The organism is Streptomyces albireticuli, from assembly GCF_021228125.1.
In the GTDB taxonomy this organism is placed as follows: Bacteria; Actinomycetota; Actinomycetes; order Streptomycetales; family Streptomycetaceae; genus Streptomyces; species Streptomyces albireticuli.
Genome location: NZ_JAJQQS010000003.1, coordinates 1 through 25,791, shown reverse-complemented (window position 1 = coordinate 25,791; position 25,791 = coordinate 1). Strand labels below are relative to the sequence as shown.

19 protein-coding genes and 1 pseudogene are annotated in these 25,791 nt (G+C 75.1%); 12 read left to right on the top strand and 8 right to left on the bottom strand.

Features of this window, described 5'->3' with window-relative positions:
• The first annotated feature begins 44 nt into the window (after positions 1 to 44).
• Positions 45 to 1,874, top strand: coding sequence for an FG-GAP-like repeat-containing protein (locus LUZ64_RS04935; RefSeq protein WP_170116679.1), 1,830 nt, complete (start codon positions 45 to 47; stop codon positions 1,872 to 1,874).
• Between the two features lie 117 nt (positions 1,875 to 1,991).
• On the opposite strand, the gene LUZ64_RS04930 is transcribed toward LUZ64_RS04935, so the two are convergent.
• Positions 1,992 to 3,947, bottom strand: coding sequence for an elongation factor G (locus LUZ64_RS04930; protein ID WP_232389797.1), 1,956 nt, complete (start codon positions 3,945 to 3,947; stop codon positions 1,992 to 1,994).
• A 507-nt stretch (positions 3,948 to 4,454) separates the two neighbouring features.
• Here LUZ64_RS04930 and LUZ64_RS04925 point away from each other — a divergent pair.
• The gene (locus LUZ64_RS04925) at positions 4,455 to 5,285 is read left to right on the top strand and encodes a hypothetical protein (RefSeq protein ID WP_248288109.1); all 831 of its coding nucleotides are present in this window, start codon (positions 4,455 to 4,457) and stop codon (positions 5,283 to 5,285) included.
• Positions 5,286 to 5,585: 300 nt separating this feature from the next.
• On the opposite strand, the gene LUZ64_RS04920 is transcribed toward LUZ64_RS04925, so the two are convergent.
• The gene (locus LUZ64_RS04920) at positions 5,586 to 6,371 is read right to left on the bottom strand and encodes a GntR family transcriptional regulator (RefSeq protein ID WP_232389799.1); all 786 of its coding nucleotides are present in this window, start codon (positions 6,369 to 6,371) and stop codon (positions 5,586 to 5,588) included.
• 115 nt (positions 6,372 to 6,486) lie between these two features.
• Here LUZ64_RS04920 and LUZ64_RS04915 point away from each other — a divergent pair, with 115 nt between their 5' ends.
• Positions 6,487 to 7,401 (top strand): (2Fe-2S)-binding protein, encoded by a 915-nt coding sequence (locus LUZ64_RS04915; protein ID WP_095581272.1) that lies wholly within the window; start codon positions 6,487 to 6,489, stop codon positions 7,399 to 7,401.
• A 198-nt stretch (positions 7,402 to 7,599) separates the two neighbouring features.
• Positions 7,600 to 8,664: a DUF2637 domain-containing protein gene (locus tag LUZ64_RS04910; protein ID WP_095581271.1), complete on the top strand. Its 1,065-nt coding sequence runs from the start codon at positions 7,600 to 7,602 to the stop codon at positions 8,662 to 8,664.
• Positions 8,665 to 8,700: 36 nt separating this feature from the next.
• On the opposite strand, the gene LUZ64_RS04905 is transcribed toward LUZ64_RS04910, so the two are convergent.
• Together LUZ64_RS04905 and LUZ64_RS37460 are read right to left on the bottom strand one after the other, a co-directional pair.
• Positions 8,701 to 9,264: an ATP-binding protein gene (locus LUZ64_RS04905; RefSeq protein WP_372478726.1), complete on the bottom strand. Its 564-nt coding sequence runs from the start codon at positions 9,262 to 9,264 to the stop codon at positions 8,701 to 8,703.
• A 481-nt stretch (positions 9,265 to 9,745) separates the two neighbouring features.
• Positions 9,746 to 13,426 carry a protein phosphatase 2C domain-containing protein gene (locus tag LUZ64_RS37460; RefSeq protein ID WP_308251405.1) on the bottom strand — a complete coding sequence of 1,227 codons (3,681 nt, stop codon included), beginning with the start codon at positions 13,424 to 13,426 and terminating at the stop codon, positions 9,746 to 9,748.
• Between the two features lie 169 nt (positions 13,427 to 13,595).
• Between LUZ64_RS37460 and LUZ64_RS04895 the strand changes: the two are divergent.
• Together LUZ64_RS04895 and LUZ64_RS04890 are read left to right on the top strand one after the other, a co-directional pair.
• A pseudogene (locus tag LUZ64_RS04895) lies at positions 13,596 to 14,291 on the top strand (hypothetical protein); the annotation flags it as partial.
• Between the two features lie 86 nt (positions 14,292 to 14,377).
• On the top strand, positions 14,378 to 14,869 hold the full coding sequence (locus LUZ64_RS04890; protein WP_232389801.1) for a DUF456 domain-containing protein: 492 nt from the start codon (positions 14,378 to 14,380) through the stop codon (positions 14,867 to 14,869).
• A gap of 202 nt (positions 14,870 to 15,071) precedes the next feature.
• On the opposite strand, the gene LUZ64_RS04885 is transcribed toward LUZ64_RS04890, so the two are convergent.
• The 4 genes from LUZ64_RS04885 to LUZ64_RS04870 all read right to left on the bottom strand — a co-directional run bounded on the left by LUZ64_RS04885 (position 15,072) and on the right by LUZ64_RS04870 (position 19,994).
• A complete protein-coding gene (locus LUZ64_RS04885; RefSeq protein ID WP_095584273.1) occupies positions 15,072 to 15,578 on the bottom strand; it encodes a methylated-DNA--[protein]-cysteine S-methyltransferase in 507 nt (168 codons plus the stop codon).
• Positions 15,579 to 15,580: 2 nt separating this feature from the next.
• On the bottom strand, positions 15,581 to 17,074 hold the full coding sequence (locus LUZ64_RS04880; protein WP_095584274.1) for a DNA-3-methyladenine glycosylase 2 family protein: 1,494 nt from the start codon (positions 17,072 to 17,074) through the stop codon (positions 15,581 to 15,583).
• Positions 17,075 to 17,189: 115 nt separating this feature from the next.
• The gene (gene rsgA, locus LUZ64_RS04875; RefSeq protein WP_095584275.1) at positions 17,190 to 18,320 is read right to left on the bottom strand and encodes a ribosome small subunit-dependent GTPase A; all 1,131 of its coding nucleotides are present in this window, start codon (positions 18,318 to 18,320) and stop codon (positions 17,190 to 17,192) included.
• Between the two features lie 498 nt (positions 18,321 to 18,818).
• Positions 18,819 to 19,994 (bottom strand): YihY/virulence factor BrkB family protein, encoded by a 1,176-nt coding sequence (locus LUZ64_RS04870; protein WP_095581847.1) that lies wholly within the window; start codon positions 19,992 to 19,994, stop codon positions 18,819 to 18,821.
• A gap of 252 nt (positions 19,995 to 20,246) precedes the next feature.
• On the opposite strand from LUZ64_RS04870, the gene LUZ64_RS04865 reads away from it, so the two are divergent.
• The 6 genes from LUZ64_RS04865 to cysC all read left to right on the top strand — a co-directional run.
• Positions 20,247 to 21,524 carry a helix-turn-helix domain-containing protein gene (locus tag LUZ64_RS04865; RefSeq protein WP_095581846.1) on the top strand — a complete coding sequence of 426 codons (1,278 nt, stop codon included), beginning with the start codon at positions 20,247 to 20,249 and terminating at the stop codon, positions 21,522 to 21,524.
• A gap of 27 nt (positions 21,525 to 21,551) precedes the next feature.
• Complete coding sequence (locus LUZ64_RS04860; RefSeq protein WP_248288107.1) at positions 21,552 to 22,154, top strand: GNAT family N-acetyltransferase; 603 nt, start codon at positions 21,552 to 21,554, stop codon at positions 22,152 to 22,154.
• Between the two features lie 573 nt (positions 22,155 to 22,727).
• Positions 22,728 to 24,452: a nitrite/sulfite reductase gene (locus LUZ64_RS04855; RefSeq protein ID WP_095581845.1), complete on the top strand. Its 1,725-nt coding sequence runs from the start codon at positions 22,728 to 22,730 to the stop codon at positions 24,450 to 24,452.
• Positions 24,449 to 24,625 (top strand): eL43 family ribosomal protein, encoded by a 177-nt coding sequence (locus tag LUZ64_RS04850; protein WP_095581844.1) that lies wholly within the window; start codon positions 24,449 to 24,451, stop codon positions 24,623 to 24,625. The genes LUZ64_RS04855 and LUZ64_RS04850 overlap by 4 nt, the downstream gene beginning before the upstream one ends.
• Positions 24,612 to 25,295, top strand: a complete 684-nt coding sequence (locus LUZ64_RS04845; RefSeq protein WP_095581843.1) for a phosphoadenylyl-sulfate reductase — start codon at positions 24,612 to 24,614, stop codon at positions 25,293 to 25,295. Before LUZ64_RS04850 ends, LUZ64_RS04845 begins: the two co-directional genes overlap by 14 nt.
• 26 nt (positions 25,296 to 25,321) lie before the next feature.
• On the top strand, positions 25,322 to 25,791 hold a 470-nt coding region (gene cysC, locus LUZ64_RS04840), incomplete at its 3' end, for an adenylyl-sulfate kinase (protein WP_095581842.1).

Below are 25,791 nucleotides of genomic sequence, written 5' to 3'. Positions count from 1 at the left end.
TGCGCAGCATCTCGCACATCCGTTCACACACTCAGAGAGTCGCTTTGTCCTCTTCTGCCAGACGAACTCCCGGACGTACCCGCGCACGTGGCACCGGCCGGTCCCGCCTGCTCGCCGCCGCCCTGGCCGTGGCCGCCTGCGGCATGGCCGCCCCGGCCACCGGCGCCGCCGCGGCCCCGCGCGCGCCAGGCTCCGGCGACGCGCGCGCGGCGGCGGCGTACTGGACGGCCGAGCGCATGGCCGCCGCCCGCCCCCTCGACGCGGGCCACGGCGCCGCCCCCACCGGCGCGCGCACGCGCGGCCTCGCGGCGGCGGCCGCGCCCGGCGGTACGCCCCAGGGCGCGTACGGCGACGGCATACCGTCGGTCGGCACGTTCTTCAGCAGCTCCGGGCCCGGCGGCCCCACGTACTGCACGGCGAGCGTCGTACAGAGCGCCGGCCGGAACCTCGTGCTCACCGCCGGGCACTGCGCCAAGTCCCTCTCCGGCGGTCAGCAGATCTTCGTACCGCAGTACCGCAAGGGCCAGGACGCGGCCCACCAGCCGTACGGCGTCTTCCCGGTGGAGCGCGTCTTCACCGACCCCCGCTACACCAAGAACAGCAAGGGCACCGACTCCGACCTGGACTTCGGCTTCGCCCGGCTCGGCGCCAACGCCCAGGGCGCGAAGGCGCAGGACCTGACCGGCGGCCTGCGGCTGACGCCCACACCGCGCTGGACCAGCACCGTCACCGTCACGGGCTACCCCGGCACGTTCAACCCCGACCAGCGGGCCTTCAGCTGCACCGTGCCCACCACCCGGCTCACCGGCTACCAGCAGCTGCAGATGAAGTGCGGCGGCTTCTTCGGCGGGACGTCCGGCAGTCCCTGGATCGCGCACTACGACGCGAAGACCCGCACCGGTGACGTCATCGGCAACCTCGGCGGCTGGAACGGCGGCGGCAACGCCGCGGGCGACGACTGGGTCAGCTACTCCCCCGTCTTCGGCCAGGAGGTCCGAGATCTCTACCAGGACGCCGTCGCGGACCGCACGCCCGTGCGCGGCACCGCCTACCGGCCCCCGTCCGACAGCGCCCGGCTGCCCGGCGCCGCCTCCACCTGGACCCACGCCCGGCACCTCGCCGCGGGCGACTTCACCGGCGACGGGCGGGAGGACCTGCTGACGATCTGGAGCGACGGCGAGGTCAGCCTCTACCCCGGCGACGGCAAGGGCGGCTTCGGGACGGAGAAGCAGCTCGCGAAGGCGGACAGCTTCTGGAAGCGCGCCGAAACGGTCACCACCGGCGACTTCGGCGGCACCGGCCGCCCCGACCTCATGGTCCGCTGGGACAACGGCAAGCTCAGCTACTACGAGGACTTCGACGCCTCGGGCTCCGGCAAGGAGTACACGCTGGGCGCCGTCGGCTCGTCCTGGAAGTACGCCACCCAGATCACCGCGGGCCGCTACGACTCCACGGAGAGGGCGCGCGACCTGGCCGTCCGCTGGGTGGACGGCAGTCTCAGCGTGTACTCCGGCGTGACCTCCACCGGTCCGGGCACGGAGCGCCGGCTGATGGAGGCGGGCTCGTACTGGCGGAACGCCACCGCCCTGACCAGCCTCCGGCCCGCCGGGTCCGACCGTACGAACCTCGTCGTCCGCTGGTCGGACGGCTCCCTGGGCTCGTACACCACGACCGGCACCGACCTCGGCAAGGGCACCCGCCTCCAGCCGCCCAACGCCTCCTGGTCGGGCGCGGCGATGACCGCCGGCGACTTCACGGGCACGGGCCGCCGGGACGGCCTCGTCACCCGCTGGTCCAACGGCGAGACGTCCCTGTACGGCGGTACGGGCACGGACACGCTCGGCGCGTGGGCCCCGCTGGTGCAGACGGGCTGATTTCAGCCCGTCCGGCGGTCGGGGACACCGCGCGTCAGCGCGGCCGGGGGTCCGGGGCGGAGCCCCCGGTTACGGGAAGGGGCGGGGCCGGGGAACAGGCCCGCGCGGCGCACGGCCCTACGCCCGCCCCGGCCGCTCCCCCGCCCGCACCTCCCGGTCCGGCCCCGGCATCGTCCACCACACCCCTTCCCCCCGCGCCAACCCCGGCAGCTTCCCCTCGAAGCCCGCGAGCCCGCGCGCCGGGATCACCCCCCTCAGCACGCACTCCTCCTCGCCCACCACCGTTTCGCCGACGACCGCGCCGGCCGCCGCGAGCGCCCCCGTGACCGCGCTCAGGCAGTCCACCGGCACATCCAGCTCGTAACGGTGGCAGGGTTCGTACAGCCGGGTCCCGGCGGCGGCCAGGGCGCGCGCCAGGACCAGCGGGGTGAGCTGACGGAAGTCGGCGGCCGTGCTGACGGGGCCGACGAAGCCGGAGCGGGTCAGGGTGACGACGCAGTCGGTGACCGGCCGGCCGTGCGGGCCCTCGTCGAGCGTGCGGTGGACGGTCTCCTCCACGGCGCGGTCGAAGGCGAGCGGGAGGGCGCCCAGTTCGGTGTCCCGCCGGAAGACGTTGCCGGAGCCCCGCGCGCCCGGTTCGACGCGCAGACCGACCGTGGCCCAGAAGAGGTGGCCGCCGTGCCGGTCGATCTCCTCCAGCGCCTCGCCGGTGCCGGCCGGGCGCTCCCGGAGGATCGTGGTGCTCGGCTCGAAGACGGCGCCGACGCCGAACTCCTCGTCGAGCGTGGCCGCGACGACCTCCTTCTGCACCTCCCCGTAGAGCAGCACGGAGGTGCCGCCGTCCGGCAGGGCCCGGGTGCCGATCAGCGGGTCCTGATCGGCGAGTACGGCCAGCGCGGCGTGCAACCGGGCGGCGTCGGCGGGGCGTACGGGCCGGACGACGGACTCCAAGGACGGCGGGGCGAAGTGCGGCGGCCCCGCGTCGGCCAGGGACCCGAGGCGGTCGCCGACACGGATCCCCGGCAGGCCCCGGATCCGGGCGATGCCGCCGGCGGTCAGCCGCCGGGCGGTGTCCGGCGGCGCGCCGACGGTCTCCAGGAAGGTGATCCGGCCGGTGTGCTCGGTCCGCGTGCCGTCCGCCGCACGGCGGTGCAGCGTGATCCGGGCACGCTCGGCCAACTCGCCCGAGAACAGCCGGAGATACGCGGTCCGCTCACCGGACGCGCCGCGCTCGACGGCGAAGACCGTGCCGGTGGCGGCGGTCCGGAGCTGACCGGGCCCGCCTTCGGGCGGGGCGTCGACGACCCCCGGCCCCTCTCCTGCCGGCAGGTAGGCCGCGATCCCGTCGAGCAGCGCGGCGACGCCCTCGCCGGACAGCGCCGAGCCGAAGTACACGGGGTGGATCAGACCGCGCGCCGTACGGTCGGCCAGCGCCGCGCGCAGCTCACCGGCGCCCGGCGGTGTCCCGTCGACGAGCCGGGCGAGCAGGACGTCGTCGTCCTCCGCCAGGGCCTCGGCCACGAGGTCGCGGAACGCCGGGTCCCGGTACGAGCCGGGGACGGTGCGCGCGGCGGGCGTACCGATGCCGTGGACCGTGGCCATGGGCACGACGCGCGGGGCCAGCCGGCGGCGGATGTCGGCCAGCGTCCCGGCCTCGCGGGCCCCCGGGCGGTCGGTCTTGTTGACGAACACGAGGGTCGGCAGCCGGAGTCGGCGCAGCGTCCGCATCAGGACCCGGGTCTGTGCCTGGACCCCCTCGACCGCGGACAGGACGAGCACGGCGCCGTCGAGGACGCCCAGGGCGCGGCCGACCTCGGCGACGAAGTCGCTGTGCCCGGGGGTGTCGATCAGATTGACGCCCAGGTCGCCGAGGCGGAAGGGGGCGACGGCCGTGCGGATGGTGATGCCGCGGCGGCGTTCCAGCTCACCGCTGTCGGTACGGGTGCTGCCGGCGTCGACGCTGCCGAGCCGGTCGATGGCACCGGTGTCGAACAGCAGCCGCTCGGTGAGGCTGGTCTTACCGGCGTCGACATGGGCGAGGATGCCCAGATTGAGCGTGCGAGAGGTGTGCATACGCGAACGAGTCCTCGAAAACAGTGGTCCGGTCGGGGAACTGGGGGTTTTCGAGGCTTCGGCGCACGCGGGTTCTCCCTGCTGCTCGTACGGGACTGTTCGGGGAGCCGGCCGGACCGGCCGGAACCGGCCACCGCTCCATGGGGCCGACGGCGGTTCCGGTCGTGCCGGGACCCGCCGTCGCGCGCTCCTCCAGGGTGCGGCGGGCGCGCGCGCCGTCATCCTGCCAGCGCCCCCGGGCCGTGCGCGAGGCATTTTCCACCGCCGCTCCCACCGGCCGGCCCGGGCCGCCTCGCACGTCCTGGACCTGCCCGTTCTTCGGTAATGTGCCGCTGCCGCGGAGAGCTGCGGACACGGGGGCGGCTCCACTCCTCGCATCCGGCGGGCCCGAGTTTGTGAATTGGTTCACACCTGGCCCTTGGCCGCGCCCGTGTCTTCGTGCTGAGATGCGGGCACGGCTTCCAGCTCGACGGCGCGCTTGGGGAGGGCACTGTGGCGGATACCGCCATGCGGAATTCTGGGTTGTCCGAGGAGCCACAGGAACCGGAGGGGCCGCGCGGAGGGGACCCGCACGGCGACGATCCACTGGAACGGGCCGTATGGCGGCTGCGCTCGCGCGCCTGCTGGGACGACGCGGCGGCACTCCTCGCGCCACGCGCCGCGCGGGAGCCCGGTCCGGCGCTGCGGCGTACGGCCGTGCTGATCGAACAGTGCATGTTCACCGGGGAGGGCTGGCGGGCCGCCGAGGACGCGCTGCGGACGGCGGAGGCCCTCGCCACGGACGACGAGGAGCGCGGCGCGGCGGCCTGCGAGCGGGGTCATCTCGCGTACGCGGCCACCCTTTTGGGCGTACGCGACCGGGCCGACGAGGCACGTTCCGCGCTGGGCCGGGCGGCGGCGCTGCTCGCCCCGGGCTCACCGAACCGGCCCGTGCTCAACTTCCGGCGGGGGCTGATCGCCCATCACCTGTCCGACAATCCGTCCGACGCGACGGCCGCCTTCGAGCGGGCCCACGCGGGGGCGACCGCGCACGGCCAGCGGTTACTGCTCTCCTTCACCTGGCGGCACGTGGCGGCGATCGCCGAGCACGACGGAAGGCTCAACGAGGCGCGGTACGGCTTCGCGGAGTCCCTTCGCATACGGGAAGAGCTGGGCTATCTGATCGGGATCGCACCGGCCCTGGCATCGCTGGCCTCGGTCCTGCCGGACGCGGGCGAGGCGGAGCGGTTGCGGACGGAGGCGGGGCGGCTGGTCCGGCTGCTGGGCGGGGTACCGGCGTGGCTGGCGAACCGGCTGCCGGCGCCGGCGCCGACGGGGCGGCCGGAAGGGGGCGGCTGACGTCCGGGCGGGCTTTCCCCTACCCGCCCCTTCCCGCTGCATCCGATGTGCGGCTCCGCCGCGTGGCGGGGCTCCGCCCCGGACCCCGGTCCTCAAGCGCCGGACGGGCTGAATGGCCGCCAGGAACCGAGCGAGAGGGCCCCTGGCAGGGGAGGTCACCCCGGCACAGGGGAAAGCCGACGTCGGGCAGGGGCAGAATCCAGCCCGGCCGGCGTTTGAGGCCACCGCGCGTCGGCGCGGCCGGGGCCCGGGGGCGAAGCCCCGGTTTCGGGAAGGGGCGGGTAGGGGAAAAGCCCCCGTTCAGACCGCCCCCGTGAAGTGCCCCGTCACCAACGCCTCCACCGCCCCCAGATCCCCCGCCACCAACGCGTCCAGCAGCTCCAGATGCTCCGCCGCGTCCGCCACCAGATCCGCGCAACCGAAGGCGGGCCCGTGGGCCGCGGGCCACTGCGCGCGGCGGTGCAGTTCCTCGGCGACCACGGTCAGCTGGTGGTTGCCGGCGAGGCCGAGGAGCGCGCGGTGGAAGGCGCGGTCGGCCTCGGCGTAGAGCGCGCGGTCCCCCGTCGCCGCGGCGGCGGACGCGGCCTCCGCGACGGGCACGAGCTCCGCCCAGCGCGCCTCCGGCACCGTGCGCGCGAGGCGCAGCACGACGGGGACCTCCAGCAGGGCGCGCACCTCGGCCAGCTCGGCCAGGTCGCGGGCGCTGCGGCGGGTGACGCGGAAACCCCGGTTGGGCACGACCTCGACGGCGCCCTCCAGCACGAGCTGCTGCATGGCCTCGCGCACGGGCGTCGCGGAGACGCCGAACCGCTCGCCGAGGGCGGGGCCGGAGTAGACCTCGCCGGGCACGAGCTCGCCGCTCAGCAGGGCCTTGCGGAGCGCGTCGAGCACCTGCCCGCGCACGGAATAGCGCGTGGGCATCCGGCGCGCGGGAGCGGGGACCGGGTACGGGCGCTCGCCGTGCACGTGCTCGCCGCGGGCCGGCTCGTCACGCCCGTGGTGGCCACCGTGCACGCCGGGCGTGGCCCGCGCGGGCACGCCGGTGGCGGTGCGCGATGCCTCGGTACGGGCTCTGCCCTGCTCCATTGGGGTCCTCCTGTGTCCATCTGAACCATAGGCGGCCGTTCTGACAGTTCAAACCCCGATCAATTCCGGTAAGGTAAGGCTTACCTGCAAATGATCCCGATTCGGTGGTCCTCGCATGCTTCCCGCCTCTGCCACTCCGCCCGCCGGTATTTCCTCATCCGCAGCACCGCCGATCCCATCCGCCTCAGCAGCGGTCCCTGACCCCGGAGCCACGCACGGCTCCGCGCTCGTCTCCTCCTTCTCCGGCGCCTATGCCCGGCTCGCCGAGGCGCTCCCCCACGTCACCGCCACGATGGAACCGCCGCGCCGGGGCGACGGCTGGTTGACGGCCGCCGGGCTGGCCGCGGGCGGCGACGACCTGGACGCCTTCCTCGCGCGGGACGACGAGCAGCTCCTGCGGGACTACGGGGCGCGGGGCCGCCCGGAGGCCGTCGCGAGTCTCGGGCTGCACCGCTACGCCTGGCCGGTCTGCCTGCTCGTGACCGTCCCCTGGTTCCTGCTCGGCCGGGTGCCGCGGCTGCCCGTGGCGTCCGTGTCGCTCCACCGCGCGCGGGGCCGGATGACGGCGTGGCCCGCGCAGTTCGCGTGCCTGCCGGACGATCCCGCGGCGGAACTGCCCGGCGCGGTGGTGGTGGCGGACCAGGAGGCGCTGCGCGCGTGGGCGCGGGAGGTGCTGGCCGAGCATCTGACACCGCTGCTGGAGGCCTTCCGGCCCCGGATGCGGCGCGGCCCGCGGGCGCTGTGGGGCATGGCGACGGACGAGATCGCCGAGGGGCTGTGGCATGTGGCGGGGCTGCTGGGCGAGGCGTCACGGGCGAGGCGCGAGCTGGAGCTGCTGCTGCCGGGGTCGACACCGCCGTACGTCGGCGGGGCCTCCTTCCGGACACTGGCCGGAACCCGGGGCGAGTCCCTTCCGACGCGCGATCGGGCGGGGTGCTGTCTGTTCTACACCTTGCGCCCCGAGGACGCCTGCCTCACCTGCCCACGCACCAGCGACGCGGAGCGCATAAGGCGGATGTCCGCAAGCTGAACGACTCCACACCACCCGATCGGGTGGAGCGAAGGGAACGTAATTCCCTTCCGGTTGAGGGACGTTCGAATTCCCCCACACCTATCTGTATTCCCTTGCCCTCCATTGGCAGGCAGTTACGGCGAAACCCCTTGTTGAACGGTCCGATTCCGTCAGGATGGCGCGCGAAAGGCCGTACAGCTATGCAAGGGACGCAAGATGAGAGTGACCGATATACCGCTGAATTGGATGCTCCCCTCTGTCGTGGCGCTCGCCGGGGCCGTGGTGGCGGTGACGGTGCTCGCGCGCGGCCGGCACGGTAACGCGGACGACGCGGGGGCGTCCTCGGACTCGTGGGAGCGCACGGAGGAACGCAGGCGCCGTAAGGAGGCGTTCTACGGCATCGCCTCGTACGTCCTGCTCTTCTGCTGCGCCGCGGTGGCCGCCGCCCTCTCCTTCCACGGACTGGTCGGCTTCGGGCGGCAGAACCTGGGCCTGACGGGCGGCTGGGAGTACCTGGTGCCCTTCGGCCTCGACGGGGCGGCGATGTTCTGCTCGGTGCTCGCCGTGCGCGAGGCGAGCCACGGTGACGCGGCGCTCGGCTCCCGGCTGCTGGTGTGGACCTTCGCGGGCGCCGCGGCCTGGTTCAACTGGGTACACGCGCCACGGGGCATGGACCACGCGGGCGCGCCGCAGTTCTTCGCGGGCATGTCCTTGTCGGCCGCGGTGCTCTTCGACCGCGCGCTCAAGCAGACCCGCCGGGCGGCGCTCCGCGAGCAGGGACTGGTGCCCCGCCCACTGCCCCAGATCCGCATAGTCCGCTGGCTGCGGGCGCCCCGCGAGACCTTCGGCGCCTGGTCGCTGATGCTCCTGGAGGGTGTGCGGACACTGGACGAGGCCGTCGAGGAGGTCCGCGAGGACAAGCGGCAGATGGAGCGCGACCGGGTACGGCGGCGCGAGGCGGGCAAGCTCGAACGCGCCCGGCTCAAGGCCTACAACCGGCAGCACCGTGTATGGGGCCGGGTCTCGCGAGGGGGCCGGCAGGTCGAGGTGAGCGGACCGGCGGTGCCCGCCGCCGCACAGCCCGCGCAACTCGGCGCGGACCCTTCCATAGCCTCTGACCAGGGGCAGTTGCCCGTCCGCGCGCGTCCGCTCCAGGCGGTGTCCGGGACCCAGACCGGCCCCGAGCCGATCGACCTGACCGCCGAGGACGACACCCAGGCCATCCCGCGACTCGACTCGCTGGAGGCCAAACTCGCCCAGATCGAGCGACAGTTCGGCTAGTGGCCCCCGGGCCCTGAGTCGTCGCCGCGCGGCGGTTCAGGGCTCCTGGGCGCCCAGCTCGAACCAGACCGCCTTCCCCACCCCGTGGGGTCGCACCCCCCAGCCGTCCGCCAGCGAGTGGACGAGCAGCAGCCCGCGCCCCGACGTCGCGGCCTTCTCTATCGCGCCCTCCGCGCCCTCACCGCCGCCCGCGCCTCCCCCCGGCCCCGCCCCGGCGCAGCAGGAGTCCCCTCCGCCGCAGCCCGCGTGACCGACGCCGTCGAGGCCCCGCGCCCCGGTGTCCATGAGGGGCCCGCGCGGCTCCGGGCGCCTCGGGAAGAAATCCCGCACCTCCACCCGCAGCAGACCCTTGGCGGGGGCGCCCGGCCCGCCCATGAGCGTGGCCTTGACCACCGCGCCCCCGTCCGTGTGCACCAGGGCGTTGGTGACCAGCTCGCTCGTGAGGAGCTCGGCGGTGTACGCGCGCCCCGGCTCGCCCCAGTGCGCCAGCAGCTCGCGCAGCTGGGCGCGTACCTCACCGACCGCCGTGAGGTCCCTGCGTCCCAGCCGTCTTTCGAAGCGCGGGCCGGAACGCCCCGCGCCGTCCTCTCCCGGTGTCATGCCGTCCGCGGTCACTTCCCGGCCCGCGTGGCCGTCCGTGCCCGCCCAGTTCGCAGTCCGCCGTTTCATCCTTCCCTGCCCCCGACCCCTCCCCGGCGCCCCGGCGTCGAACACGCTCACGCACACTCACCAATGCATGCCCCGGCCCACGGTCGGCGACGCCTGTTGACCCATCAACATGGTGATATGACTGGAATGCTGGCGCGTCTTGTGCAGGGGGCGAATATGCCAATGGCGTCGGGCGGGTGAGGTTTCGCGCGGCCCATTCCGCGGGGATTCACGACGGATCGCCGGTGGCCCGCCGGGGAGTCCGGCGGGCCACGCCGACGGCGTTCCCGAGGGCCTGCCCCGGGAGACCCTCAGGGGCGGGTCCTCGCGGAAGTCGCTCCCGGACGTGCTCCGGGAGACCGCCGGTCCTCCCCGGGGCGCCCTGGGAGGATGCTTCGAGGCACGAGCCGAGGCATCGCTTCGGAGGAGCCCGCTATGCCTCCCAGAGAGCGCACGCCGTACGGTCGTCGGCGTACCCCTTGACCCGTAGCTGGACGTCCCCGAGGAAGGCCGCCAGGCCCGGCGGCCCGCCGTCCGTCCACCGCTTCGCCAGCCGGGCCCCCAGCTCGGGTTCGCCCCGCAGCGGCTCCGCCAGGCCCGCGCTGCACAGCAGCAGGGTGTCACCGGGCCGGGCGGCGGACGCCCGGAAGCGGAACGGCTCGCCCGGGACGGCCGGGGGCTCGACGACCGGCGCCAGGCCGGGTGTCGGGATGCCGAGGTCCACCGTCATCCGGTCCTCGGGCGCCGGCCCGTAGCCGATGAGGGGATCGTCGGCGAGGCCCGCGCTCGGCTCCGGATCCGGGTCGAGGTCCTGCCATGCGCCTTCGCGCAGCCGGAACAGGCCGCCCGCGCCGACGCCGAAGAAGACGCGCGTACGGCACGCCGGATCGGCGGTCAGGAGCAGGCAGCGCACGCCGGCGGTGTACTCCTCGGGCCGCAGGTCCAGCTCGGCGGCGCGGGCGCGCAGCCGGCCGTAGGAACGGTCGGTGAGCCGGTGCAGGCCGGACTTCAGCTCGCCGCGCCTGCCGCCGCGGATGTCGTCCGCCAGCCGGGCGTGGCTGCGGCCCACGGCCCCGCCGAGCCAGGCGCAGATGTCCCGCGCCGCCCGGTGGGTCGCGCCGGCGCGGGTGCCGCCCGCCATCGCGACGAACAGCAGGGCGCCGTCACCCTCCCCGAAGCGGGCCGTCAGCAGGGCGTCGCGCCGCGGCTCGCCGCGGTAGCGGGCGGAGTCGCCGCGCAGCGACAGCGCCCGTAGCGTCACCGAGCCGTACCGCGCCCCGTCCAGGACCGTGTCCGGCACGAGGTCGCCCAGCCGGTCCGGGTCGGCGACGGCCCAGGCGGTCGGCTCCGCGTCGTAGGTCGGCGGTCCCTCGCCGACGAACTCGGCGGCCCGGGAGGGCTGCCGGGCGGGATCCACGGGGCCGTCGGCGGGCACGGCGGGGGTGAGCCAGCCGGCGGACGGTGACGGTGCGGAGGGCAGGACCTCGGGCGCCTCCTCCGGGCGCCGGGGCGCCCTGCCACCGGGCCACGCGCCCGGCTGCTCCGGCCTCCCCGGCCAGGTGGCCGCCGGGGGCTCCGGCAGCCGCACGGGCCGCGGGGACGGCCGGGGCGGCTCCACGAGGGCGGTCGACGAGGCGGGAGGCACGTCGTCCGGCGGCCGGGGCCCGCCGTCCCGGGACACCTCCCCGTCGGGCCGTCCGGGCCGCCGCTCCGGCCAGAGGGGCGGCCGGGAGGACCCCGGCACGGGCTCGGGCCGCACCGGCTCGGGCTGTACGGGCTGTACGGGGCCGCCCGGCTGCTCCGGCCAGAAGACCGACGTCGGTTCCGTACCCGTACCCCTCGGACGACGGTCGGGCGCGGCGGAGGCAGGGGCGGCGGGCCGTTCGGGCCGTTCGGGCCAGAAGACGGACGTGGGCTCCGGCCCGGGGCCGCCGTTCGCCCGCCCGGACCCCTGACGCCGGCCCTGTCCCGGCGGGACGGGCTCGTCCGGCCGGGAGGACCGGCGGGGCGACCGCGGCGCGGGCACCGGGCCCGGGGCGCTCTCCTCCGCCGACGCACCGCCCGGTGGCAGCGCCGTGCCCGCGGGCTGGTCGGGCCACGGGGCAGGCTCGGACGCCACACCCTGCCCGGACCGCGCGGGACTCGACGGCTCCGTCGACTCGACGGGCTGATCCGACCAGAGGGGCGCCCCCGAAGCCGACAGCCCGTCCTCCGGCACCGGGGTGCCGACCGGCTGATCCGGCCACAAGGCGGCTCCGGACGCCCCGCCTTGCCCAGGGCCCGCGGGATTCGACGCCCCTGCCCGCTCGGCCGACCGATCCGACCAGCCGGACGCATCGGAGCCGGGAGCCGGCAGCCCGTCCTCCGGCGCCATGGCATCGACCGCCTGACCGGGCCATGGGGAGGCTCCGGACGCTCCGCCCTGCCGGGGCGGTCGCGCGGGATACGACGCCTCCGGCGTCCCGTCCGGCTGATCCGGCCATCCGGACGCGCCGGACCCGGAGACCGGCAGACCCTCCTCCGGCACCGGGGTGCCGGTCGGCTGGTCCGGCCACAGGGAGGCCCCGGTCGCCGCCCCCTGCCCCGGGCGCACGGCGTCCGGCAGCCCGGTCGTGTCAGCAGGCCGGTCCGGCCGGCCGGGCGCACGGGCCCCAGGAACCGAAAGGTCCTCCTCCGGCACCGGACCCGGCGCGACCTCCTCCGGCCTCGCGCCGCCCGGTTGCCGCATCGTGTCGACGGGCTGATCCGACCAGAGGGACGAACGGGGTTCCGGCATCAGGTCCGCGTCGGGTGGCCTGGGCGCCTTCCGGCTGCCGTGCGGCGGCGGGGTGCCGGCGGCCGGCGCGTCCGGCCGGAAGGGCGACGACGGGTCCGCGCCCGTACCCGGCACGGGCGGCCCGGGTGGCTCCGGTGGCGCGCCGTCGAGCGGCTCGTCCGGCCAGAGGGAGGAGCGCGGGGCGGGCTCGGGGGCGGCGAGCGGCGGGTTCTCCCACCACGACGACGGGGCCGGCCCGGAGCGCTGCGGCGGCGGGCCGGGCTCCGGCCGCCGGTCCGGCCAGGTGCGCGGTGGGGAGAGCTCGGGCCCGGTGGAGTCTCCGGCGGGGCCGGGCGGCCGGTCCGCCGCCGGGTCCGGCCGGAGGGAGGACGGCGGCTCGGGTCCCGTGCCGCCGGGCGGCGCGGCGCCCGCCCGCCCGTTCGGCCAGAGGGACGAGGAGGTCTCCGGTGCGGGGCGCCCGGGGCCGGGGGACGGCGGCCGGGGCGGTTCCGTGAGTCCGGCGGGCTGGTCCGGCCATGTGGGTGAGGCGGGCTCCGCCGGACGGTTCGTCCGGCGCGGCGGCCTCGGCGCCGGCGGCCGGATGGGTGGTACGGGGCCGGTCCGCAGGGGCCAGGAACCGGTCACGGGGCGGGAGCGCGGGGGCCGCTCCCGGGACGGGGGCGACGGCTGCTGCGAGGGGGGCGGGGGCTGGGACGAGGGGGGCGGGGACGGCGCGCGTTCGGTGGGCTGTTCCGGCACGGTCGTCCGGCGGGAGCCCGGGGGCTTCGACGCCTTCGGCGGCTTCGGATGGCGGACCGGCTTCAGCGGCTTCTCCGCCTGCGCGCCGCTCGACCGGCCGGCGTCCCGCCCGTTCTGCTTCCGGACCTGCTGCCGGATGGGCACCGTCAGGTCGGGCCGGGCGGGCCGGCCGGGGGCGCCCGGTGGACCGGGCACCCGCGGCGGCGGGACCTGCGGTGCCCTCGGATCAGGGGGCGCGTCGCCCACGATCCGCTCCGAGGCCGTGGGCGAGGGCAGCCGGGGCCGCCCCGGATCGGGCGGTGGCGGCAGACCGGGGTCGGCGGGGCCCGGCCGTCCCCGGCCGGGCGGCCTGCCGTAGTTCTTCGGCAGGGACGGCAGGCCGCCCGCCTGCGGCGGTGCCGGGCGGTCCGGCCTGGGCGCCGCCTTCGCCTTGGACTTCACGAACCTCGGTTCCGCCGCGACCACCGCGGACGCGGAGGTGAAGCGTTCGTCGAGGCTGTCTTCCTTGCCGGCGGATCCGGTGTCGGGTGCATTTTTGTCGTACAACTCGCCCCACCAGGCGTCCTCTTGACCGGTGCGCGGGTCCCCCTGATGACTCATGCCCTTATTGTCCACACTGTGGCCGATACGGGAAGAGTGCGCGGCGGACGTCCCCCGGGGATGATGACCCGAGTCGGAACGCGCTTGTGGGGAGGGATGTCGCGTGCTCAGTGCCATAGGTCTGGACGCCGTCCGGGAGACAGTACCGCGTGAGCGGAGGCCCGAAAGGCCTTCCGCGCAGAGTGCGGTGGAACTGGTGAACGGCGCGTCCGCTGTTGCCGAACACCTGATCAGAATGCGGCGCGGAGCCACCGAAGAGGTGTGTGTGCTGCTGGCCGACAGACCCGGGTCCGCGGCGGCGGACACGCTCGAAGACGTACCCCATAGGGCTGTTGTCGAACGCGCGGCCGTTACCGGACTTCTGGGGCTGCCCGGGCTCCCCGGGCTGCCGCGACAGCCGAGGCGCACGGGGGCTGCGGAGGCGCCCGTAAGGTCGCCCGGAGCCGGTACGTCCGCCCGGGTGCGGGTCGTGGACCGGGTGCCCGCCGAGCTCGTCGTCGCCGACCGCGCGATCGCGCTCGTACCGCTGACCCCGCGCGGCGGCGAACCGGCCGAGCCGACCGCCCTGCTCGTGCACCCCGGGGTGCTGCTGGCGTCCCTGGTGGACCTGTTCGAGGACGTCTGGCACGACGCCCTCCCCCTGCGGGCCCGCGCCACGGCGCCCGAGGGCCCGGACGCCCTCGACCTGGAGGTCCTCTCGCTGCTGCTGGCCGGCCTGACGGACACGAGCGTCGCCAAGCAGCTCGGACTGGGGCTGCGGACGGTGCAGCGGCGCGTCAAACGCCTGATGGAGCTGGCAGGCGTGACCACCCGCCTCCAGCTGGGCTGGCACGCGGCCGAGCGGGGCTGGACCGCCGGCCCCTGAGCCGCCCACCGCGGGTGGGAGACTTCCGGCCGGACGGCCGGGACCGTCCGGAAGCGGAGCCGCCGCGCTTCCGGCAACCTGGGTCCATGGGGACGTGGCAGCTGGTCCTTGTCGGCCTGGTGATGCTGCTCGGCCTGTACGGCGTCGTGATCCCGGGCGTGCCGGGGCCGCCCATCGTCTGGGCCGGGACGCTGTGGTGGTCGATGACCGAGCGTTCGGCCACGGCCTGGGCCGTGCTGGCCGGGGCCACGGGAGTGCTGCTGCTGGCGCAGGCCGTGGTCTGGCTGCTGCCACCCCGCCGGATCAAGGTCGCGGGCGTCACCCGCCGCGCCTTCCTGGTGGCCGGATCGGCCGGGATCGCCGGGTTCTTCGTGGTGCCGCTGCTGGGCGCCGCCCTGGGCTTCATGGCGGGGCTCTACGGGGTGGAACGGCGGCGGCTGGGCGGGCACGGGGAGGCGTGGGCGTCCATGCGGAACGTGATGCGGGCGTTGGGGACGAGCGTGCTGGTGTCGTTGTTCGCGTGTCTGTTGGTGGTGGGGGCGTGGGTGGGGACGGTGGTGGGGGTGAGCGGGGGGTGAGGGCCGGAGCTTTGTCCCCTACCCGCCCCTACCCGCCCCTTCCCGCTGCGTCCGATGTGCGGCTCCGCCGCGGGCGGGGGCTTCGCCGCCGGGCCCCCCGACGGGCCGGTTTTCAGCCCGTCCGGCGCTTGAGGACATTCGGGAAGGGGCGGGTAGCGGAAAAGGCCCCGCGCAGCGGCACCCGGAGCGCCACCCCGCACACTCAGGCCGCCCCCGGCCCCGCACCCTCCAGCCCCAGCAGAAGCCGCTTCCGCTCCAGCCCACCCGCATACCCCGTCAGCGACCCGTCCGCCCCGATCACCCGGTGGCAGGGGCGCAGCACGAGCAGCGGGTTCGCGCCCACCGCGCCGCCCACGGCCCGCACCGCGGCGCGCGAGGCGCCGACGCGGGCGGCCAGCTCGCCGTAGCTCGTGGTGGCGCCGTAGGGCACGCCGTCGAGCGCCTCCCACACCTTGCGGCGGAACTCCGTCCCCTGGACGGCGAATTCCAGGGCGAAGCCCTCGGACTCCCCCGCGAAGTACGCCCGGAGCTGCCGTTCGACCTCGGCGAAGGCACCGGGGTCGCGCCGCCAGTCGGCGCCGATGGCGGGGGCGTTCTTCTGGCCGGGCACCGTCAGCGAGCAGACGGCGGTGCCGCCGGGCGCGGTGCCGGAGGGCCGGCCGGTGAGGAGGAGCGGGCCGAGCGGGCTTTCGATCTCGGTGTAGAGCATGGTCAGTTGTCCTTCGCGGCGTGGTTCCAGAGGTGGTGCAGGGCGTACGAGCGCCAGGGGCGCCAGTCCTCGGCGGCACCCGGGGGCACGCCGAGGGCGGCGAGTCCGTGCCGTGCGCCGGCGTCGCCCGGCAGGAAGACGTCGGGGTCGCCGAGGGCCCGCATGCGGATGTAGCCGGCCGTCCAGGGGCCGGTGCCGGGCAGGGCGAGGAGCCCGCGCTCGGTGTCCTCGCGGTCGACGCCGGGGTCGAGCCGGACGGTCCCGTCGGCGAGGGCCGTGGCGAGCGCGCGCAGGGCCCGGCGGCGGGACTCGGGCATGCCGAGCTCGTCGAGCGCGGCGCCGGCCAGGGTGCCGGGGTCGGGGAAGAGATGGGTGAGGGTGCCGTCGGGCGTGGTGAGGGGCTTGCCGTACGCGGCGACGAGCGCGCCCGTGAGCCGGACGGCGGCCGCGACGGTCACCTGCTGGCCCAGCACGGCCCGGACGGCGAGCTCGTCGCCGTCCGCCGCGCCCGGGGAGCGCAGGCCCGGCCGGGCGGCGACGAGGGGGCCGAGGCGGGGGTCGGTGCCGAGCCGGTCGGCGACGGCGTAGGGGTCGGCGTCGAGGTCGAAGAGGCGGCGGGTCCGCTGGACGGCCGTCGCGAGGTCGCGCAGGTCGGTCAGGTGCAGCCGGCAGTCGAGCCAGCGGTCGCGGCCGCCCGGGGCGGGTTCGCGCACCTCGGTGATCCCGGTGCCGTAGGGGAGGCGGAGGGTGCGCCGGTAGCGGCGGGCGCCGGGCGCGCCCGTCATCTCCTCGACGCCGGGGACGGCCCGGCGCTCCAGGAAGTCGAAGATCTCCCGGGCGGCGTAGGGTCCGCGGTGGGCGAGCCGCAGGGGGACGCCGGTGGGCGCGCCGGCGGTGGGCCGGGGCCCGCTCCGACTCGCCGCCGCCTCGGCGCGGAGGGCGCTGGGGGTGCGGGCGTAGACGGTCCGGATGGTGTCGTTGAACTGCCGGACGCTGGCGAAGCCGGACGCGAAGGCGAGCTCGGTGACGGGCAGCGCGGTGGTCTGGAGGAGGACCCGGGCGGTGTGGGCGCGCTGGGCCCGGGCGAGGGCGACGGGCCCGGCGCCGAGCTCCTGGGTGAGCTGGCGGTGGACCTGGCGGGCGCTGTAGCCGAGCCGGGCGGCGAGCCCGGCGACGCCCTCGCGGTCGACGACGCCGTCGCCGATGAGCCGCATGGCGCGGCCTACGAGGTCGGCGCGGACATTCCAGTCGGCGGATCCGGGGGCGGTGTCGGGGCGGCACCGGCGGCAGGCGCGGAAGCCCGCGCCCTGGGCGGCGGCGGCCGAGGGGTAGAAGCGGACGTTGGCTCGCTTCGGGGTGACCGCCGGGCAGCTGGGCCGGCAGTAGATGCCGGTGGTCGCCACCGCGAAGAAGAATTCTCCGTCGAATCGCGCGTCCCGGCTGCTGACCGCCTCGTAGCGGGAATCCTCCCGGGGCTGTGCCGTGGTGTCCGTCATGTGTCCCAGTCTGCGGTACGCACGGACCGGCGACTAGCGGAAATCGGACATGGCCCTCACCTGAGGTGAAGGCCGTACCGAGCGGCGCGGTGCGCCCTGCCGGGGCGCGCGTCGGCTAGCGGGCGCCTCCCCTCTTGCGCTCCGCCATGTGGCGGCCGACGGCCTGCTTCCGCTTCCAGTCGCGGCGGATCTCGGCGCGCAGGCGGGCGTCGGTGCGCGCGGCGATCCACTCGTTCTCGCGGATCAGCTTGCGGTAGCTGTCGAGGCGGCGCTCCGGCAGGTCGCCGGAGTCGAGCGCGGCGAGGACCGCGCAGCCGGGCTCGCCGGTGTGGGCGCAGTCGTGGAAGCGGCACCCCCGCGCCAGCTCGTCGATCTCCGCGAAGGTGCGGGCGACGCCGCCGTCGGCGTCCCAGAGGCCCACTCCGCGCAGGCCCGGCGTGTCGATCAGCACGCCCCCGCCGGGCATCGTCAGCAGATTGCGCGTGGTGGTGGTGTGGCGGCCCTTGCCGTCGCTGTCCCGGGTGGCGTGGACGTCCTGGACGTCCACGCCGACGACGGCGTTGGCGAGGGTGGACTTCCCGGCGCCGGACTGGCCCAGGATCACGGCGGTGCCGCCGGCGAGCGCGGCGGCGAGGACGTCGACCCCTTCGCCGGTCGCCGAGCTGACGGCGAGGACCTGGGCGCCCGGCGCCACCACGGCGGTGTCGTCGAGGAGGTGCCCGAGCACCACGGGGTCGTCCACCAGGTCGGCCTTGGTGAGGACCACCAGGGGCGTGGCGCCGCTCTCCCAGGCGAGGGTGAGGAAGCGCTCGACCCGGCCGAGGTCCAGCTCGACGGCGAGCGAGACGGCGATGACGGCGTGTGTCACGTTGGCCGCGAGGATCTGGGCCTCGGACCGCTTGGAGGAGGTGGACCGCACGAAGGCCGTGCGGCGCGGGAGCAGCGTCCGGACGAAGCCCTGGGCGAGGTCGGTGGCCGCCCAGTCGCCGGTGCACATGATGCGCTGCGGGTCGCCCGTGGTGACGAGCCCGGTGTCGGCGTGGACGGTCCGTACGGTGTCGCCGTCCGGGACGACGAGGTCACAGCGGCCCCGGTCGACGCGGACGACCCGGCCGGGCGTGAGGCCCCGCGCGGCGTGCGGGGCGAACGCGGCGGCCCAGTCGGCGTCCCAGCCGTAGGCGGCGAGGGGGTGCGGCGGGGTGGAGGCGGTGGGGTGAGACAGGAAAGAGGTGGACGGGAAAGACAAGGGAGACCCTTCACAAGGGTGGCTCCGGCACCGCGCGCACGCGCGGCGGATGTCGACGGGGAGCGGCGGGGGTCGAGGAGATCGACAGCGCTCGGGAGAGTCAGCCGGAGACCACGGAAGTGGAACGAATGGGCTTCTGGACGCGGACAGCGCGCATCGTGGGAACAGCCATCGGTCACACCTCCTGGTTCGTCGGAACGGCTGGACGCGGGGGCCGGGACCGGCCGCCGCGTGGATCTCCCTCAATCTAGCCCGGGGCCGTGCGGCCCGGTCAAACGGTTTTCGGCGGACGGCTCTCGCGGCGCCGGACACCCGCCGGGCCCGGTACGGGCCGGGGCAAGGGAGCGCGCGGCGGCACCGGGAGCGGCACGCGCTGCGGCGCCGCCCCCGCACCGCCCCCACCCGCGGCCCCGGCTCCCAGCCCCTGGTACGCAAAAGGCGCCGGACGGGCTGGTGCTCCAGCCCGTCCGGCGCCCGGGAAGTGCCCGGCCGCGCGCGTCAGTCGCGCGGCTTCGCGTGCTTGGGACGGTGGTCCGGCTTGTGGAGGCGGGCGCGGACGTCCGCGGGGGGCAGGAACTGCGCCCAGCGCTCGGGGAACTCCGAGGGCGGCTCGCAGTCCCGGCCCATCACACCGTCGTCCCCCAGGCCGTAGTCGAGGTCGTCGTCGAGCCCCGCCTCCATGGCGCGGGCGGCCCGCTCGGCCGCCTCCTGGGCCGCGGCGGCGGCGCGCACCCTGTCCACCTCGGCGCGGGCGGCGGCGGTGGCGACGGAGGGCCAGACGCGGTCGAGGGCCGCGTTCACGGCGGCGCCCACGAGCACGGCGAAGGCCGAGACGCCGATCCACAGCAGCACCGCGACGGGCGCGGCCAGCGAGCCGTAGATGGTGAGGCCCTCCACGGTGTGCGTGAGGTAGATGCGCAGCAGGAGGCTGCCGACCACCCACATCGTCAGGGCGACGAGCGCCCCGGGGATGTCCTCCTGCCAGGGCGACCGGACGGGTACGGACACGTGGTAGAGCGTGGTCAGGAACGCGATGGACAGCAGGATGACGACGGGCCAGTAGAGGAAGCGGACGACGTCCGCGCTCCAGGGCACGATGTCGACCACCGCCTCCGGACCGGCCACCATCAGCGGGAGCGCCACCGCCCCGACGAGGAGGGCGACGATGTAGAGGAGGAAGGCGAGGAGCCGGGTCCGGACGATGCCCCGCTTGCCCTCCAGCCCGTACATGATCGTGATGGTGTCCACGAAGACGTTCACGGCCCGCGAGCCGGACCACAGGGCGATGGCGAAGCCGACCGAGATGACGTCCGGGCGGCCCTTGGTGACGTCCCGCAGGAGCGGCTTGGCGATCTCGTTGACGCCCTTGTCGCTGAGCACCGTGGCCGAGGCCTTGAGGATGTTCGCCTGAATCGAGCCGATGGTGTTCGTGCCGGTCCAGGCGTCCCAGTAGCCGAGGAGGCCGAGGAGGCCGAGGAGCAGGGGCGGCAGCGACAGCAGGGTGAAGAAGGCCGCTTCGGCGGCGAGTCCCGTGACGCGGTACTCGATGCAGGAGTTGACGGTGTCCTTGAGGAGCAGCCAGGTCATCCTGCGCTTCGAGACATTTCGGTACAGGACCCTTGCCCTGTGGAGACGGCCCGTGCGCCGCCCCGGTGGTTCGTTTGCTGCCTGCACGCTCTAACCGTATCGGCCCTGGCCAGGTTCGTTCGCACGGTGGCGGGGTGTACGGGAGGGGCGGCCGCCGCCGCGGCCGGAAGGAGCCGGGGGAAGTCCGGTGGGGCCCGGTGGAGGGTGATGCTGCGCCGACTCGGCACCACCCTCCGGCCGCTCCCCGTCAGGATGCTTCCGTGCCGCGTCCCGGCGCAACGGTTGCATGGCGTTGCAATCCCGTGGATGCCCTCACGGTCGGGCCCGCGCGACGGCACCATGGGCAGGGTGAACCTCGGAACGATCGACGAGAGCCTGCTGCCGGCCGTGCGGGAGGCGTGCCTCGGGGACGGCGTGCCTCCGGCCGCCCCGCGTGAGGTGATCGGGCAGTCGTGGCACCGGGCGCGGCTGCACGGAGTGGACCCCGACGCGGGCCGCGCGTCCCCGCCGCCGCTGCCCGCCGAGGAGGTCGAGCACCGGCGCCACGCCTCCCAGCTGGGGAGCCTGCTGCCGCAGCTCCGCGAGGGGCTCGGCGCGATCGTGGACGTGGAGCGGCATCTGATGGCCGTGACGGACGCCGAGGGCCGGGTGCTGTGGCGGGACGGGGCGCGCGGGGTGCTGCGCAGCGCGGACCGGTTGCACTTCTCGGTGGGCGCCTCCTGGACGGAGGAGCAGGTGGGGACGAACGGCATCGGGACGGCGCTGGCCCTGCGCCGCCCGGTGCAGGTGCACGCCGCGGAGCACTTCGTCCGGACCCACCACAGCTGGACGTGCGCGGCGGCGCCGCTGCACGACCCGCGCGACGGGCGGCTGCTGGGCGTGCTGAACGTCAGCGGTCCGGTGCCCGCCTTCAATCCGGCGACGCTGCCGCTGGTGACGGCCGTCGCGAAGGTCGCCGAGGCGGAGCTGCGGCTGCGGCACTGGGAGTCCGTGGACCGGCTGCGGGCGGTCGCGGCGCCGATGCTGTCCCGGGTGGGCGGCCGGGCGCTGGCGGTCGACCGTGAGGGCTGGGCGGCGGCGGTCACGGGCATGGGCCCGGTGGGCCGGGTGACCCTGCCCAAGGGGGTACAGGCGGGGCGGGTGTGGCTGCCGTCCCTCGGGCACTGCGTGCTCGAACCCCTGCCGGACGGCTGGCTGGTGCGGGTGGAGGAGGCCGGTCCGGGCGGCGGGGCGGAGACCGCCGCCAACCGCGTGGTGCTCGACCTGCGGCTGCCGCGCAGCTGGACGGTGACGGTCTCGGGGCCGGCGGGCGACTGGTCGCAGGAGCTGAGCCCGCGCCACGCCGAGCTGTTGTACGTCCTGGCCCGGCACCCGGCGGGGCGGACGGCGGCGGAGCTGGCGGCGGACCTCTTCGGCGATCCGTCGCGCGCGGTGACGGTGCGGGCCGAGATCTCCCGGATGCGGCGCACGCTCGCGGGGGTGCTCGGCCACCGCCCGTACCGCTTCGCGGACAGCGTCGAGGTCCTGCTCCTGACGCCGCCCGGGGGTACGGACCCGCTGCCGGCGTCGACGGCTCCGGGGGTGCTGGCCGGCCGCCGGGGACCGCACGCGGGGTAGCGCGGGGCACGTGGTTGGCTGGGCGGCATGAGCATCAGCACGACCAGTGTGACCACGTGGTCCCTGGAGCAGACGTCGCCGGCGGATCTCGCGCCGTTCGGGGAGACGGCTCCGGACGGGACGCCCCGTCTGCCCGAAGGTGTCCGTATCATCCGTTCCGAGCTCCCGTCGCCGGAGTTCAGCCGGTTTCTGTACACCGCCGTCGGCGGGGACCTGACCTGGACCGACCGTCTGGACTGGCCGTACGCCCGCTGGCGGGAGTTCCTGGAACGGCCGGGCAGCGAGACGTGGGTGGCGTACGAGCACGGGACGCCGGCCGGGTACATCGAGCTGGACGCCCAGGACGAGGGCGCGGTGGAGATCAGCTACTTCGGCCTCCTCCCGGCCTTCCGCGGCCGGGGCATCGGCGGCCCCCTGCTGTCGGTCGGTACGGCGCGGGCCTGGGACCTGGCGGAGCGGTGGCCCGAGCGGCGGCCGACGAAGCGGGTGTGGGTGCATACGTGCAGCAAGGACGGGCCGCACGCGCTGGGGAACTATGAGCGGCGGGGGTTCCGGGTCTTCGCTACGAAGGTCGAGCAGGAGCCGGACGTTCCGACTCCGGGACCATGGCCGGGGGCGGGACTGTTCTGACGGGTCCGCCGCGCGGGGCCTTTCCCCTACCCGCCCCTTCCCGAACGGGGCTCCGCCCCGGGCCCCGGGTCCTCAAGCGCCGGACGAGCTGATTTCAGCCCGTCCGGCGCTTGAGGACACCGCGCGAAGCGCGGAAAGGGGGTCTGGGGGCGAAGCCCCCGGTTTCGGGAAGGGGCGGGGTGGGGAACAAGCCCGCGCAGCGGACCGTCGCAACACTCCGTCCCACACTCCAAGACACAAAAGTCCGCATCGCGGACAACGGTGGACTGCCCCGAGACCGCCGTGCCACGCTTCCGTCATGTCCCGCGCAGGAGTTGTCTTGGTGAGCCGACGTCACGTCGATCTCGGCCGCATGTCCAGCGCCATCTGTCCGGCGCGCTGACAGCCTCAGCACCACCGCCGCACGCCGTCCCCATCGCCGCGGACGCGCCCCTTCCCCCGCCGTGCCCACCGCACCGCCGCAGCGTCGCCGCCGCGGGCCCCTGACGCATACCCGCAGGTCAATGCGGGTGTCACCAGGACTGCGCCCGCGTTTTCCCGCGCCCTGAGAGCCACCCCGAAGGACATACCGCCATGGCTGCCACCTCGGAACTCCCCCCGTCTCCGGCCGGGAGCGCCCCCGCCGGCACCGCCGCCTCCCGCCGCAAGTCGGGCCGCCACCGCGGCGAAGGCCAGTGGGCCGTCGGCCACTTCACCCCACTCAACGGGAACGAGCAGTTCAAGAAGGACGACGACGGTCTCAATGTGCGGACACGTATTGAGACGATCTACTCCAAGTCCGGCTTCGACTCCATCGACCCCAACGACCTGCGCGGCCGGATGCGCTGGTGGGGCCTCTACACCCAGCGCAAGCCCGGGATCGACGGCGGCAAGACCGCGATCCTGGCGCCGGAGGAGCTGGACGACAAGTACTTCATGCTGCGGGTGCGCGTCGACGGCGGCCAGCTGAGCGTCGCCCAGCTGCGGGCCATCGGCGAGGTGTCGCAGAGCTACGCGCGGGGCACCGCCGACATCACCGACCGGCAGAACATCCAGCTGCACTGGGTGCGGATCGAGGACGTGCCCGCGATCTGGGAGAAGCTCGAGGCGGTCGGGCTGTCGACCACCGAGGCGTGCGGCGACTGCCCGCGTGTGATCATCGGCTCGCCCGTCGCCGGGATAGCCGCGGACGAGATCATCGACGGCACACCTGCCGTGGACGAGATCCACGACCGCTACATCGGCAGCAAGGAATTCTCGAACCTGCCGCGGAAGTTCAAGACCGCGATCTCCGGCTCGCCCGTCCAGGACGTGGTCCACGAGATCAACGACATCGCGTTCGTGGGCGTGCGCCACCCGGAGCACGGCCCCGGCTTCGACGTCTGGGTCGGCGGCGGCCTGTCCACCAACCCGCGCCTCGCCGAACGCCTGGGCGCCTGGGTGCCCCTGGACGAGGTCGCGGACGTCTGGGCGGGCGTCGTCGGGATCTTCCGCGACTACGGCTACCGGCGGCTGCGCACCCGTGCCCGGCTGAAGTTCCTGATGGCGGACTGGGGGCCGGAGAAGTTCCGCCGGATCCTGGAGGACGAGTACCTGGGGCGCAAGCTCCTCGACGGCCCCGCGCCCGAGGAGCCCAGCTCGCGCTGGCGCGACCACGTCGGCGTGCACGAGCAGCGCGACGGCCGGTTCTACGTGGGCTTCGCCCCGCGCGTGGGCCGCGTCGACGGCGCCACCCTCACCAAGATCGCGGAACTGGCCGCCGCGCACGGCAGTGACCGGCTCCGCACCACCGTCGAGCAGAAGATGATCATCCTCGATGTGGCGGCCGACCAGGTCGAGTCGCTCGTCGCGGGGCTGGAGTCCCTCGGCTTCCAGGTCCGGCCGTCGCCGTTCCGGCGCGGCACGATGGCCTGCACCGGCATCGAGTTCTGCAAGCTGGCCATCGTCGAGACCAAGGCACGGGGCGCCTCGCTGATCGACGAACTGGAACGCCGGATGCCGGACTTCGAGGAGCCCGTCACCATCAACATCAACGGCTGCCCCAACGCCTGCGCCCGGATCCAGACCGCCGACATCGGCCTCAAGGGCCAGCTGGTGCTGGACTCCGAGGGCCGGCAGGTCGAGGGCTACCAGGTGCACCTCGGCGGCGCGCTGGGCCTCCAGGCCGGCTTCGGCCGCAAGGTCCGCGGCCTCAAGGTCACCGCCGACGGGCTCCCCGACTACGTCGAGCGCGTCCTGACCCGCTTCGACGCGCAGCGGGAGGACGGCGAGCGGTTCGCGACCTGGGCCGCCCGCGCCACGGAGGCCGATCTCTCATGAGCGAGCGAGCCGCCCCCTTCTTCTGCCCGTACTGCGGCGACGAGGACCTGCGCCCCTCCGAACAGGGCCACGGCGCCTGGGAATGCGGCGGGTGCAACCGCGCGTTCCGGCTCTCGTTCCTCGGACTGCTGTCCCGAGGGCTGACCAAGGGAGCCCCCCATGAACGACCTTGAGATACTCGCCGAGCGCGCGGGCCGTGAGCTGGAGGACGCCCCGGCGCTCGAGATCCTCGACTGGGCCGCGCGGACCTTCGGGCCGCGGTTCTGCGTCACCTCCTCCATGGAGGACGCCGTCGTCGCCCACCTCGCGTCCCGCGCCCTGCCCGGCGTGGACGTGCTGTTCCTGGACACCGGCTACCACTTCCCTGAGACCATCGGCACCAGGGACGCGGTCGCGGCGGTGATGGACGTCAACGTCCTCACCCTCACCCCGCGCCGCAGCGTCGCCGAGCAGGACGCCGAGCACGGGCCGCGCCTACACGACCGGGACCCGGACCTCTGCTGCGCGCTGCGGAAGGTCGAGCCGCTCACGGCCGGCCTGGCCGCGTACGACGCGTGGGCGACCGGCCTGCGCCGCGACGAGTCGCCGACCCGGGCCGGCACCCCGGTCGTCGGCTGGGACGCCCGGCGGGGCAAGGTCAAGGTCTCGCCGATCGCCCGCTGGACCCAGGACGACGTGGACGCGTACGTCGTCGAACACGGGGTCCTCACCAACCCGTTGCTGATGGACGGCTACGCCTCCGTCGGCTGCGCCCCCTGCACACACAGGGTCGCGGAGGGCGAGGACAGCCGTGCCGGCCGCTGGGCCGGAAGCGCCAAGACGGAGTGCGGGCTGCACGGATGACCGCACAGGGGAGCAGGGAGCGAGCGATGAGCGGGGCCACCATCTGGCTGACCGGGCTGCCGAGCGCGGGGAAGACGACGATCGCGCGGGCGCTGGCCGGGCGGCTGCGGGGCGAGGGGCGGGAGGTGGAGGTGCTGGACGGTGACGAGGTCCGGGAGTTCCTCTCCGCCGGCCTGGGTTTCTCCCGGGAGGACCGCGACACCAACGTGCGGCGGATCGGCTTCGTCGCCGAGCTGCTCGCCCGCCACGGGGTGAACGTCCTCGTCCCGGTCATCGCCCCCTACGCCGACGCCCGGGAAGCGGTGCGCAAGCATCACCAGGAGCACGGCACCGCGTATCTGGAGGTGCACGTGGCGACGCCCGTGGAGATCTGTTCGGTACGGGACGTGAAGGGCCTGTACGCGAAGCAGGCGGCGGGCGAGATCTCCGGGCTCACCGGGGTCGACGACCCCTACGAGGAGCCGGCGGACCCCGAAGTGCGGATCGCGGCACATGA

Coding starts and splice junctions, on each gene's coding strand:
- LUZ64_RS04905 (WP_372478726.1), bottom strand. CDS start 9,264: ATGACACCGGGAGAGGACGGCGCGGGGCGTTCCGGCCCGCGCTTCGAA.
- LUZ64_RS04890 (WP_232389801.1), top strand. CDS start 14,378: ATGGGGACGTGGCAGCTGGTCCTTGTCGGCCTGGTGATGCTGCTCGGC.
- LUZ64_RS37460 (WP_308251405.1), bottom strand. CDS start 13,426: ATGAGTCATCAGGGGGACCCGCGCACCGGTCAAGAGGACGCCTGGTGG.
- LUZ64_RS04885 (WP_095584273.1), bottom strand. CDS start 15,578: ATGCTCTACACCGAGATCGAAAGCCCGCTCGGCCCGCTCCTCCTCACC.
- LUZ64_RS04845 (WP_095581843.1), top strand. CDS start 24,612: ATGAACGACCTTGAGATACTCGCCGAGCGCGCGGGCCGTGAGCTGGAG.
- LUZ64_RS04925 (WP_248288109.1), top strand. CDS start 4,455: ATGCGGAATTCTGGGTTGTCCGAGGAGCCACAGGAACCGGAGGGGCCG.
- LUZ64_RS04860 (WP_248288107.1), top strand. CDS start 21,552: ATGAGCATCAGCACGACCAGTGTGACCACGTGGTCCCTGGAGCAGACG.
- LUZ64_RS04920 (WP_232389799.1), bottom strand. CDS start 6,371: ATGGAGCAGGGCAGAGCCCGTACCGAGGCATCGCGCACCGCCACCGGC.
- LUZ64_RS04930 (WP_232389797.1), bottom strand. CDS start 3,947: ATGCACACCTCTCGCACGCTCAATCTGGGCATCCTCGCCCATGTCGAC.
- LUZ64_RS04910 (WP_095581271.1), top strand. CDS start 7,600: ATGAGAGTGACCGATATACCGCTGAATTGGATGCTCCCCTCTGTCGTG.
- LUZ64_RS04915 (WP_095581272.1), top strand. CDS start 6,487: ATGCTTCCCGCCTCTGCCACTCCGCCCGCCGGTATTTCCTCATCCGCA.
- LUZ64_RS04865 (WP_095581846.1), top strand. CDS start 20,247: ATGGGCAGGGTGAACCTCGGAACGATCGACGAGAGCCTGCTGCCGGCC.
- LUZ64_RS04850 (WP_095581844.1), top strand. CDS start 24,449: ATGAGCGAGCGAGCCGCCCCCTTCTTCTGCCCGTACTGCGGCGACGAG.
- LUZ64_RS04880 (WP_095584274.1), bottom strand. CDS start 17,074: ATGACGGACACCACGGCACAGCCCCGGGAGGATTCCCGCTACGAGGCG.
- LUZ64_RS04855 (WP_095581845.1), top strand. CDS start 22,728: ATGGCTGCCACCTCGGAACTCCCCCCGTCTCCGGCCGGGAGCGCCCCC.